This is a genomic window from Pedobacter riviphilus (assembly GCF_014692875.1).
Lineage (GTDB): Bacteria > Bacteroidota > Bacteroidia > Sphingobacteriales > Sphingobacteriaceae > Pedobacter > Pedobacter riviphilus.
Genome location: NZ_CP061171.1, coordinates 2136257 through 2148563, shown reverse-complemented (window position 1 = coordinate 2148563; position 12307 = coordinate 2136257). Strand labels below are relative to the sequence as shown.

The following is a 12307-nucleotide window of genomic DNA, read 5'->3' as shown; positions in this document are numbered from 1 at the left end:
CCCGGGCAAGTCTTTTACGACCAGCTCCCTTTGAACTCCCCCAGGGTGGGAACACAGCAAGGGTAGAAGGTTGTAGCGGTGCGATAGAAGGTGCTTGCCCTTTTTTTCTTTTCCCTTAATCCCCTGAAGGGGGAACTAAATTCTTCAGGGTTCAATCATAGAAACTCAAATATTTAAGAATTTATAAACATGAAATTTTTTATTGACACAGCAAATCTTGATCAAATCAAAGAAGCGCAAGATCTTGGCATTTTAGATGGCGTAACCACCAACCCTAGCTTAATGGCGAAAGAAGGTATTACTGGCGAACAAAATGTAATTAACCATTATAAAGCTATTTGCGATATTGTTGATGATAACGTAAGTGCTGAAGTTATTTCTACCACTTTTGATGAAATTGTTAAAGAAGGTGAAGCTTTAGCGGCCTTAAACCCAAAAATCGTAGTTAAAGTTCCAATGATTAAAGATGGTGTTAAAGCCATTAAATATTTCTCTTCAAAAGGAATTAAAACAAATTGTACTTTAATTTTCTCTGCCGGCCAGGCTTTATTGGCTGCTAAAGCTGGAGCTACTTACGTTTCTCCGTTTTTAGGTCGTTTAGATGATATTTCTAGCGATGGCTTGGTTTTAATTGAAGATATCAGAACTATTTTTGATAACTACGGTTACGAAACTCAGATTTTAGCGGCATCAATCCGCGGCCCATTACACATTGTAAACTGTGCTAAATTAGGTGCTGATGTAATTACTGCACCTTTGGCTGCTATTGTTGGTTTATTAAAACACCCATTAACAGATAGCGGTTTAGCTACATTTTTAGCTGACCACGCTAAAGCTGCTGGGAAATAAGAATTATAAAGACGAAAGTCTTTTAGTCCTAAGTCTTGAGCCGGGTTTCCGGTTTAAGACTTAGGATTTTTTGTTTTATAGAAAATGTAAACGGTAAAATGTATGACGGACAAATTACCGGTTAGGTTATATTATCGTTTTCTCTTTTTTGGAGCGCAGAAACAGTGCTGATCGGTTTCTGCAGTCCTGCTTTCCATTATATTCCGGTAAATGTTCGATAATGATAAATTAGTCGAAAACCGGAATGCCATTCCAATCAGGGCTAGCTGGCAGTAATAAAAGTTCTTTTGCCAGTTTAGAAACTCCATAAAGTGATTACGCGTTAACGATGGAAACGGCATCCTTTTTGGCTGTCTTTCATCCTGTCCAAAGGACTCCTGTGGAGAGCGTAGCCGAAAGACAGCCAAAAAGATACAGTGTACAGCGTGTTAAAACGTCCAAATGGCAATACCAGTCCTTAGCACTTTTCCTGAAAACCCTAGACTAAAGACTCCCGACTCAAGACTTCCTTCACCTTCTCATAACTAATCTGCTCATCAGGTTCGATTAGAATGCCCTTTACTCCTGCCCCATTTGCAGCTTCAACATCCCGTGGCTTATCGCCGATCATAATAGATTGTGTCGGGTCAATATCATACATGTCAATTGCATCTAAAATCATTCCAGAAGCCGGCTTTCTGCATTTGCATTCGCCACCAACAGTTGGATGATGCGGGCAATAATAAAAACCAGCAATATCGGCCCCTTTAGCCACAAAAGCATTACGGAGCATTTGGTGCATAATGGCCAGTTCTTGTTCTGTATAACGCTTTAAGGCAATACCGCCCTGGTTGGTAATTACGATTAGAAGATAACCTTCGTCGAATAGTTTTTTTAATACTGGAATTTGGTAATCTAAGATTTTAAAATCTTCAACGCGGCAGATGTAATCGTATATTTCGTGATTAAGCACACCATCGCGGTCGAGAAAAATAGCTTTATTCATTATTGGGATATGAGTATTGTAATATATTAAGTATCAAGATTGGAGTATTGCGTATCGAGATTGAACCTCTGTTTATAATTCGCCAAAATAACTGAAAATTAAGGACAAAAGAAAGCCCGATCTAATTAAAGACCGGGCTTAATCATAAAATTTATTTGGTTTTGGTTATTTTAAATTCAATCCGGCTTTGTGGCCTTTGATGGCGAAAAACAGAATGTATAAGTAACAAGGCAATACGGTTAACAGATAGGCCAACTGGAAGTGTATGTGTAATTTTTCATTTAAAAACGCATATAATAATGGCATAATTGCCCCACCTGCTATACCCATAACCATAATGGCTGAGCCAATTTTTGTGAATTTGCCTAAATGGCTAATGCCCAGCGGGAAAATTGCAGGCCACATTAGTGAATTTGCCAAGCCTAATAAGGCTACAAAAATTACAGCAAACCAACTCGAAATAGCAAAAGATAATATGGTAAATATAATGCCTAAAATGGCACAAATTCTAAGGGCTTTTTGTTGAGAGATGTACTTTGGAATGGTAATGATACCGATAATATAACCGATTAACATACTAAACAGCGTAATGGAAGTTAATTTACCGCTAATCTCGGTACTGATACCTAATTCACGACCGTAAATACCAATAATATCACCGGCCATTACCTCAGCTCCTACGTATACAAAAATACAAAGGGCGCCAAGGAATAAGTGTGGAAACTGAAAAATGCTTTTATGTTTTACCACCTCTCCTTTGGTTTCGTCGATCACATCTTCTTCTACCTCAACTTCTGGAAGGTTGGTAAATTTAATAAAAACCGCAAAAAGGCAGAAAACGATTGCCAAAACAATATAAGGCATATTTACACGGCCTAAAACATCATTTAATAACTGTTCGTGAACAGCACCGGTGGCCGCTTTGATCTGTTTTTCTACTTCTGAAGCATTTTTCAAAAACAAAGTGCCCATAATCAAAGGCACAATCATTCCGGCAAACTTATTACAGATACCGGCAATACTGATGCGTTTTGCAGCACTTTCTATTGGGCCAATGATGGTGAGGTAAGGGTTTGATGCTGTTTGCAGCAAAGCTAGTGCCGCACCCTGTACAAAAATTCCGGTTAAAAACAAACCAAAAGTTCTGGTTTGTGCCGCCGGTATAAATATCAATGAGCCCAGGCCTAAAATTACTAAACCTAAAACAATTCCATTTTTAAAACCAACTTTCTTTAGTATCCACGAAGATGGCAAAGCTAAAAAGAAGTAAGCCATATACGATGCAAAGGTTACAAAGAAGGCTTGTAAGTTCGATAATCCGAAAGATAATTTAAAGAAAGGAATTAATGTTCCGTTTGCCCAGGTTACAAAGCCAAAAATGAAGAATAAGGCACAAATAATAATAAGTGGTTTCGGCCCTTGCGTTTGACCTGGTTTTGTTGTTGGTTGCATAAAGTTTTGGTTCGGTTTAATTTGTTTGGGCCAAACTAAACAATAATATTTAATAAAATATGGGTCAAACGTTTGCGTAATTTTAACTTTAACAGAAAAGGGCCTTAGTTAGTGCTCACGCACCTAAAACCAGTATGCTCTAAGCCTGTATCAACAGAAGTTTTCATTCTGGAAGTTACCCGGTAGCCTTTGCAATAAGAGGCGTTACACATAAAAGAACCACCCCTTACCACTTTTTTAGGAACGGTTGGTTCCATAGGGTCGTAGCTATCTGATGGACCTTTAGGATTGTTGCTCAACCCTGTAATCGTGCTATAATAATCTGGGCGATACCAATCGCTGCACCACTCCCATACGTTGCCTGCCATATCGTAAAGACCATAGCCGTTCGGCTTAAATTTTTTGACTGCAGCTAAACCACCAAAACCGTCCCAATTGGTGTTTTTAATCGGAAAGTCTCCCTGCCAGGTATTGGCTTTTACTTTACCTTTCTCTATATCCTCATTTCCCCATGGATATTTTTCATTTTTTAAGGCCCCTCTTGCAGCATACTCCCACTCTGCCTCTGTTGGTAAACGTTTACCTGACCATTTACAATAAGCCATGGCATCATCCCAGGATACATGTACAACCGGAAAGTTTTCTTTTCCTTTAATATTGCTATTTGGGCCATGAGGATGTTTCCAATCGGCACCTTTAACCCAACGCCACCATTGCGAGGCATCATTTAAGGTCGTAATACTTTTAGGTTGATAGAAAACCAATGATGCAGCAACAAAAACACTGTCTGGTGGTTTTGGTGTACCTGCGGGAAGCTGTTTTTTCATCTCTTCCCAGTCTGGTTTACGTTCAGCAGTGGTTTTATATCCGGTTGCATCTACAAATTTTTTAAAACTGGCATTGGTTACTTCGGTAACATCAATCCAGAAAGAAGATACTTTAACCTGATGTTGGGGATATTCATCATCCCTGCCCTCTTTATCTGATGCACCCATGGCAAATTCGCCAGCGGGAATTAAAACCATACCATCGTGACTTACTTTATTGCCCGCAAAACTCGAAGAATCCTTTACTGCACCAAAACGGCTGGGCATGTTCTTTTCGCATGATGCTAGGGAATCTTGTTTATGTCTTACTTTTTCTTCTTCTTTAGCTTTGTTAGATTGGCAGGATAATATGGAGAGTGTTGGTAAAAAAAGTAAGGCAAGAAGTAATCTACGCATAGGAGGATATTAAATTAGGAGCGATAAAAATATCAAATCTATTTAAAAAAGAGAAGGCAAATAATTAATCCGCCTATAAATCAATACACTAACGCATTTGGCTATTTTTTATTTGCAAGAAATGCTTCATAACCCTATATTTGCACCACTTTAAAGGAAACGGGCAACGTTTTTGAACAAAGTAGATTCCGTAGCTCAGCTGGTAGAGCATTACACTTTTAATGTAGTGGTCCTGGGTTCGAATCCCAGCGGGATCACACCAAAAACTATCAAAATGTATAAAACCCTGCAATCGCACGATTAGCAGGGTTTTTGCTTTTAGGGAATTGCCAAAATTCGCATGAATTATTTATTGTGGAATTTGTAATTGCTGCTCAATAATTTATTGTTTAAGGGTTTCTTTTTTCACACGCGGCACGCGTGCGCCAGCACAGGGATGAAAAAACATTTGCTTCACAAATTGATAAATAAATTTAACCGGTGTTACCAACGCAGATTCTGATATTTTTCCTTATTGGCTCATCAAGATTAGCTGCAAATAATGCAGCTTCAATATCTAAATAAAAATCATTTTCATCTTCTGAGCTAAAAAACATCCTTAATGACTCATCAAAAGCCTTTACCAGTAGATGCTGCTTTAAATCTCCAAGGTCTTCACTAATCTCATAATGTTCTGGAAATTCTTCAACGAAAGGATAGCCGGAATTTATTATTGGATATTTATTATTAGGCTTTTTAGGTAGCTCCTCAGCTAATAACAAGTTTTTATGTTTGGGTAGTTTTAGTAGCAGCTTCACATCTTTTAGGTAGCTTGAGCCTATGTTTTTTATAAAAACATTAATTTTTTCTGACTTTTTCTCAATTAAATAATAATAATCTTCATCGTAGTATGTTTTGGTGATATTTTTGAGGTTTTTCCTCAATGTGGTGATAGAACGATCCTCATAAGATGTACCGCCACCCATTAAATTATATTGGGCAATTCTCATCATAGACATTGCATCCATATAGTCTTCATTTCGTTTTAACCCAATGTTGTTGTAATACTCCAATTCTTTCACCTTAATTTCTATTATTCTTTCAATCTCTTTGGCTTGCAGTGATGAGGGAAGATTTTCACGATCTATTTTTTTTCTAATAATATTCAATTGTGTAACGACATTATCTCTGTCAAAAGAGATATCTATATCACCCGAAAATTTATGGCTTCGATACCGTTTGGCATACATTTGTTCGTAATGAGATCTGAATAAACGCATCTGTGTTGTGCCCATCCGAATGAAACCTTCTCCTCGTTTTAACGAACTATTTTGAGAAATAAAGTCCTTCTTCATCAAGTACGGTTGGTTTTCACATTTAGTTATTTTGATTATACCTAACAATTTTCCTTCATAATGATGAGCAAAATAATCTAAATGTATTTCCGGTTCGATATTGTCAATTATTGTCTGCTGAATGGATGCAGAATCAATTAAAGTATCAATACCTACTATATTTCTTCCAACTGGATCAGGCTTCATACCAATAATAATGTATCTATCACCCTGAAGGTCGGCATTAGCCATAGACATTATGTCTTTGATCAAACTGACGGTTTTATATTTTGTATACTCTTCTAACTTGAAATCTAAGCTTGTATTCTCATTCTCAAACTCAATAAGGTTATCTAATTTGCTCATACTAATTGTTAACCTCCATTTTTAGTTGATCAATATCTTCAATTTTTATGACTCGTGTACTAATATTTAACTTTTCATAGGTTTTTTCTGCTTTGTATTTACAGCGGTCATCATTAGTGATGAAATAATCAAAATGAGCTGCATAAAAAGTGTGTAGCCCATCATCGAACATATTGTTAAAATGACCGTCACTTTTATATCCAGCCAAATCATACTTAAAGAAGGTTTCAACGATTTTTGAATATAAAAGGTTCTCACTTGTTTTACTGTTTGGTGTATACCTTTCCAACAAATCGGTAATTTCTAAATGCTTGGGCAAATCAGGATGTGACTGATTTATTGATTTCAACATTTCCTTATTGCTTTTGATTTTGTTGAGGCCTGTAACTAAGTATGACCTAAAAGCTTTATAAAGTCCATAATCTGACTTTAGTCGTGCTTGAAAATTGAAAATATCGGCTTGGAGTGCATACTGGTGGTTATGTATTTTTGATAAAGGAAACATAATTCCATACATTGGGTCTTTATAACCCAATTTGAAGTTAGGGGGTAATGGTATAAGTTTGTAAAGCATATGAGCACTTTCCATTTCAGGGAAATCTTTAAAAAGATCTTCGTAGTTGTTAGGAATATCGTTCCATTCATCCACTTTGCTCTGAAAAAAAACAAATATATCCTGATAATGCCAAATTACTTTTGGTTCACCCCAGTACTGACAGATACATAGATTTTTTGTAAGCTTTCTGATATTTTCCAAGTGACCATTAATATATTCTGGATTTTTCTGATAACCGCGAAAAAGGTCATTCAAATGAGCGTTGGAAAAAGCTGTTGTAACTTGATTTCTTTCAATCATATCTAACAGGCTTTCATAATACCATTTTTCAGGACTTTCAAGCCTATGTATCTTCTCAATACGATCAAAAATATTTAAGTCAATATAAACATTCATAAATTATAACATCAGAGTAAGCGCCGATAGACTATAAAGATTAAAATAAAAAAGCGAAAAATCGTATGAGTTGTAGGCTTGTTTTTTGTTCTTCCCTTATCTCCCTCTTTAATCCTTATTTAGTAATAATGCGTAAATCGAAGGTCTTGAAACGGGTTGTAAATGACAAGTGTGATTAAAAAAAATCAGTAATAATCTAAATGGTTTCATTTTTAAAATTGGATTTCCTATTATTATAATTTACTAACACGCTTGACATTGATGAGAAAAAACAATTTATTGGCTTCAGTTGCCTTGTTCCGAAAATTATACGACAAGGAAGATTACAATAATATTTATGATATACTTGCCGAATTTATTAGAGGTGCTGTTATTTATGAGAATAAATTAACTTATACATCTGAAGAAATTAAGGGGCTTCTAAAAAAAGTGTATGGTTTTGAAATTCCTGAATCGGTTATAAAAACTACACTAAGAAACAGATTTGATGGAAAACTTTCAAAAATAAGTAACAGCTATACCTTTCAATCTACTGTAAAGGATAACTTCGAAAAGATTGAAGAGGAGCTTGATACTGTAAACAATCAAAATGAAAGTTTAATAAGGAATTTATATCAATATATTTCTAACAAACTAAAAAAAGACATATCCAAGGAAGAGGAAGCGAAAATTTTTGAAAATTTCACTCATTTCACAATGGATAATGGTTATTCTGATCAGTATTCTGAGTTAATTGGTGCATTTGTGGTTAGCAATCAGAATAATACCGATTTCACTAATAATTTGAGTTCAATTCGAGAAGGGATCATATTATATCAAGGATTATCATATACAGCAGATCTTAACGAACTAGGTAAATGGGGTACTGATTTGGATATTTTTTTGGCACCAGAACATTTATTTAATGCATTGGGATATAATGGAATATTATTTAAAGAGATTTTTGATGATTTCTATAATTTAGTAAGTGATATAAATAGGGCAAATAAACCTACCGCTAAAAACCGGGAAAAGAAGATTAGATTATTCTATTTACCTGAGACAAAAGGAGAAATTGACGGTTTTTTCTTTATTGGTGAAAAGATAATAAGCGGAAAAAAAACTATCGACCCCTCTAAGAATGCTATGGAAGCACTTGTTAAGAATGCTAATACTATAAGCGACATTAAAACAAAACAAGTTAATTTTTACAATCAACTTAAATTAATGGGAATTGTAGAATACGATATTGAATTTGACGCAGCAAAACATGCGAGATACAATGTTGTTGACCAAAATGTTATTAAAGAAATTGAAGTAGAAGCTAAAAAGAATAAAAGGCCTTTTGATGAAGAATTTTGTCATAATCAATTGGTTCTTTTTAGCAAGATTAATTTAAAAAGGCTCGGAAAAAACTCATTTCCATTTGAAAAAATAAGTGATATTTATATTACCGAGAATGCTGTTTCGAAATACTTAGCACATAATAATGCGGTGAAATTTCAGAAAGAAGATACCGCTTTTGCAAAAGATATTGATTTTGCTATTGCCAGATTTTGGTTTAAACTAAAAAAGGGCTTTAATACTGGCAACCATTTGCCAAAATCATTTGATTTAATAAATAAAGCCAAAATCATTATCAGCTCTTATACAAATAATACTGTTGCAAGAGAGTATCATAAAATAAATAAACAATTCAAGGAAGGGAACTTAACTGAAGAAGATGTTGTTAGACTTAATATTGAGCTAAAAGAAAAAAATAATGTGCCAGAATATGTTAGCGAAAATAACATTGATGAAACACTTGATTTTTTAAAAGATGATAACTTTATTGAAAATATAAAAAGAGAGGTTGAACGAAAAAATACAAAATTAGATGAGCTAGGAGCAAAATTAGCAGAGTATGAGCGTAAGGAAGAAGAACAGAATAAAATAAAAATTGTTGAAGAAAATGAAAGAAGATATAAACAAGCAGCTCTTGCAGAATGGAAAGAATACGAAAATAAAGGTTGGGATTCTTTTCGCTATTTCGGAGTAATCGTTTTACTCAATATATTTCTAGCTGCATTAGCCTTCTTATTCGCATTTAACATAAAAATGAAGAATTGGTTGACAGAGTTTAATTTCGTTCAAATACTGGTCGCTGTAATTTATGTTTTATTTATTTTAATTGAAATTCTTGGTAGTAAATATATTTTTAATAAGGCTAAAATTTTAGAGGGATATAACTGGATGTTATGTATATTTTCACTACAGCAGGAGAAGCAGAAGCATTTAAATAAAACTATTGAAAAACTAAAAGAAATAGATAATAGTTGATAGGATTATATCTTAATTCGCTGATATTAGATAATTCTTAGATAACAAAAAAGAATTAAAATAAGATTGGTATATTACCTAATTTTGCATATATTTAAGTATAGCAATTGCAGCTAAAACGTACAAAATAAATGGTGAGCGATTAGTTGAGTAAAAATCGAAAACCACATAAAATACTATTTAAACGCTGATTTTAGCACTAGGTGCAAATCCCAGCGGGATCACAGAAAACCTCACAGAAATGTGAGGTTTTTTTGTCTAAAAGGAGATTTACTGTGCTAAAATCCAGAATAGCTGTTTATTGCCCTTTTACCCCGCCCCTCCGACACAGCTATAGACCAACAATACTTTAAGGTAACTTTCTCTCTACCTTTTTATTGAACTATTGTTAACCTGCCAATATAAAGCGGGGCAAATCTTTGGTCTATCTGATCTACACTAGGACTAAGACTTAACCAATGCAAGTGCGAAGTAGTGTGCAAGCAGGTACCAAGCAAGCCTAGCCGGAAGGCGGCCTAAACGTGGGGTAAATGTGGCGTAAAAGTGGATTTCGGAATATTTTTTTGGGATTTTTAATCAGATGGATTGATTTGGGTTATCATCCTTTTTTGATTAACCTAATATACTAAAATTATGGCTTTCCGAAATGAAATTATAAAAGATGCACCTACCGCGATATCCTCTTCCGCTAACGACTTTGGATATAGCCTGATGCAGTTCCTTAAATGCTGCAAAGTCAATTTTCAAAAAAAGATCCACCAGTCTCTCAGAAGAAATTTGGAGCTGGCGATAATATGGACTCAGGGAAAATGAACAATTTGGATAACTTCCTCCTAATTGATCCTAAAACTGGCTTGTTTAGTGGTGTAGTGATTATTCTTATTCATTGTATATTTTGCTGTAAAAATATATTAGATTCGTTATACAGTTTCATGTCTGAATTTTACGTAATCATCCTTCTTTTTTTGAAATCATAATTTTAATAAACCAAACTAATAACTATGAAAAATTTATTCAAGTACTTGCTGCTTTTAAACATTACCTTATTCGCTGTGGCCTGTCGCTCAGATAAGGATGACCTTTTGAACGAAGAGCCGAACAAGCCAGCCATTGAGTTTTACAAAAATGCAAACGAACTTGCCGCAACCTATGATCCTTCGAACGTTGTAACTCAGAGCGTGAGAGATCGTGTTTACGATTTATACAAGTCGCAAAAGTGGAGCGAGTTGGAAAACTTATTTATAAACAACAATTTAAATGGAAAATGGCCGCCTGCAAACGGAGGTTTTAATATAGTAGATGATACACCGATCACGGCTGGACAAAAGTATGATAGGTACAGTAATGGGATCGGAACTTATAGTGGAACGGGAGCTCCGACTCTGGGAGGCAGTTTTACCAGTCCGATCATCAATGGATCTGCGTATACTTTCGGGCAAAGGGCCTTGAACCAACCAGAAAATTCTTATGATTTTTATTATGAAATAGAAGTTTTAAATAATTCACTAAATTTCGGGGGGCAAACAGCAGACATTATTCCCTGGTTTAATCAGGTAGGTAACGGTAAACAGACCATGTGGAAAATACCAATAGATCCAGCGACTGGCTACCAAAAAACCTGGAATAAATTAGCTCAGGAAGGATATATCAAAGTAACAATTAAGAAAAATCCCAGTGGAAAATATCCTGGAGCTGTGGGTGTAGTTATTGCAAAATAAAATAATTTAGATGTATTCAATTTCAAAAAAAATATTCATTGAAAAACAGGTCTCTGTTGACAAAGACACTTTTAGTAATGCCGAGATTGATCACTTGGCAGAAGTAAAATTCAAATGTTGCAATTGCGGACATGAAAATACCATTAAAATAACGCCATATGAGTCTGGTTTTCCGATTTTTCAATTGTATAATGAAGAAAAGGTTTTAGCTAAAAATGAATTACTCAGAAATAAAATTGTGTCCGAAACCTCAAAAAATTCACTTTATTTCGGAGAATTAACGGTAAATGATTTACCAACATTGTACTTTGGAACAGATTGCCCATCTTGTCGCTCAAAATATATTTGTGTTTTCAGTTATGGTGAAAAACAACCTGGATTGACTTTGCTTACCATTTCGGGCGTATGGAAATATAGCGAAATTTAACACAGTTGTATTAGGGTGTTAAAGAATTTGAGAAAAATTGTTAAAGCCTGATAGTTTCCTATCGGGCTTTTGTTTTTAGAGGGTATTAACTGATAAACAATAGATCAATCTTCTTTGGTTACTTTTACGTCAGTAAAGTGACCTAGTGTTCCGGGGCCTACCCATAACCCAATGCTTCCTCTCCTATCTTTGCCTTGCTTTAAGTCATTTACAATCAATGTAGGTTGAGTAGCACCGTTAACATATAGCCTGGCCATTTCATCTTTCACTACAATTTTTATTTTGATCCATTCCGCCGGCAATATATCCACGTATGCTTCATACTTTCCTGGCGTTTCTTTTCTTAATTTTTCCCAGGGATATCCCGGAATAGAAATGTACTGACTAGCGTGGTTTCTGCGTACTTGATCATTTGCCCGGCCATTAGTAGGACGTAAATAAAAAACCTCCATTTTGGAAGCATTTAAAGCTGCCCTAAACGCAATACCTACAAACCCACGTGCTGTTTCACCAGCGTTTGCGAGTGTTTGCCCACTAATTGTGGCTTCAATTATGCCGTTATGAAAGTTAATATCCTTCAAGATTGCAACTGTACTGTCTCCATTAGCTTGCCCCTGTATTTCCAAGGCTAATGCTTTTTTACTTTTAAAGGTAGATTTTTTGACAGTTACCTGAAATGGAATTACATCAGATGGCATTATTGCATTTTTTTGAGCTTTAGATT

Annotated in this window: 10 protein-coding genes, 1 tRNA gene and 1 other RNA gene; 6 read left to right on the top strand and 6 right to left on the bottom strand. The window is 35.1% G+C overall.

What is annotated here, in order from left to right:
- Positions 1–3 precede the first annotated feature (3 nt).
- Both ffs and fsa read left to right on the top strand, forming a co-directional pair.
- Positions 4–103, top strand: an RNA gene (gene ffs / locus H9N25_RS08710) — signal recognition particle sRNA small type.
- An 86-nt stretch (positions 104–189) separates the two neighbouring features.
- Complete coding sequence (fsa, locus tag H9N25_RS08705; protein ID WP_167294327.1) at positions 190–849, top strand: fructose-6-phosphate aldolase; 660 nt, start codon at positions 190–192, stop codon at positions 847–849.
- A 478-nt stretch (positions 850–1327) separates the two neighbouring features.
- Here the strand turns inward: fsa and H9N25_RS08700 are convergent, their stop codons facing one another.
- The 3 genes from H9N25_RS08700 to H9N25_RS08690 all read right to left on the bottom strand — a co-directional run bounded on the left by H9N25_RS08700 (position 1328) and on the right by H9N25_RS08690 (position 4509).
- Complete coding sequence (locus H9N25_RS08700) at positions 1328–1834, bottom strand: D-glycero-alpha-D-manno-heptose-1,7-bisphosphate 7-phosphatase (protein WP_190328627.1); 507 nt, start codon at positions 1832–1834, stop codon at positions 1328–1330.
- 165 nt (positions 1835–1999) lie between these two features.
- Positions 2000–3286: a sugar MFS transporter gene (locus tag H9N25_RS08695; RefSeq protein WP_167294325.1), complete on the bottom strand. Its 1287-nt coding sequence runs from the start codon at positions 3284–3286 to the stop codon at positions 2000–2002.
- Positions 3287–3390: 104 nt separating this feature from the next.
- Positions 3391–4509: a formylglycine-generating enzyme family protein gene (locus H9N25_RS08690; protein ID WP_190328626.1), complete on the bottom strand. Its 1119-nt coding sequence runs from the start codon at positions 4507–4509 to the stop codon at positions 3391–3393.
- Between the two features lie 184 nt (positions 4510–4693).
- Between H9N25_RS08690 and H9N25_RS08685 the strand changes: the two genes are divergently transcribed.
- Positions 4694–4766, top strand: a tRNA-Lys gene (locus H9N25_RS08685).
- Positions 4767–4982: 216 nt separating this feature from the next.
- On the opposite strand, the gene H9N25_RS08680 is transcribed toward H9N25_RS08685, so the two are convergent.
- Both H9N25_RS08680 and H9N25_RS08675 read right to left on the bottom strand, forming a co-directional pair.
- Positions 4983–6188, bottom strand: a complete 1206-nt coding sequence (locus tag H9N25_RS08680) for an AlbA family DNA-binding domain-containing protein (protein WP_190328625.1) — start codon at positions 6186–6188, stop codon at positions 4983–4985.
- A 1-nt stretch (position 6189) separates the two neighbouring features.
- Positions 6190–7140 (bottom strand): hypothetical protein, encoded by a 951-nt coding sequence (locus H9N25_RS08675; RefSeq protein WP_190328624.1) that lies wholly within the window; start codon positions 7138–7140, stop codon positions 6190–6192.
- Between the two features lie 261 nt (positions 7141–7401).
- Here H9N25_RS08675 and H9N25_RS08670 point away from each other — a divergent pair, with 261 nt between their 5' ends.
- The 3 genes from H9N25_RS08670 (at position 7402) to H9N25_RS08660 (ending at position 11583) form a co-directional block, all read left to right on the top strand.
- On the top strand, positions 7402–9438 hold the full coding sequence (locus tag H9N25_RS08670; RefSeq protein WP_190328623.1) for a ring-infected erythrocyte surface antigen domain-containing protein: 2037 nt from the start codon (positions 7402–7404) through the stop codon (positions 9436–9438).
- Positions 9439–10439: 1001 nt separating this feature from the next.
- Positions 10440–11156, top strand: a complete 717-nt coding sequence (locus H9N25_RS08665; protein WP_190328622.1) for a hypothetical protein — start codon at positions 10440–10442, stop codon at positions 11154–11156.
- Between the two features lie 10 nt (positions 11157–11166).
- The gene (locus H9N25_RS08660; protein WP_190328621.1) at positions 11167–11583 is read left to right on the top strand and encodes a hypothetical protein; all 417 of its coding nucleotides are present in this window, start codon (positions 11167–11169) and stop codon (positions 11581–11583) included.
- A gap of 104 nt (positions 11584–11687) precedes the next feature.
- Here the strand turns inward: H9N25_RS08660 and H9N25_RS08655 are convergent, their stop codons facing one another.
- Positions 11688–12281 carry a hypothetical protein gene (locus H9N25_RS08655; RefSeq protein WP_208398897.1) on the bottom strand — a complete coding sequence of 198 codons (594 nt, stop codon included), beginning with the start codon at positions 12279–12281 and terminating at the stop codon, positions 11688–11690.
- Positions 12282–12307 lie beyond the last annotated feature (26 nt).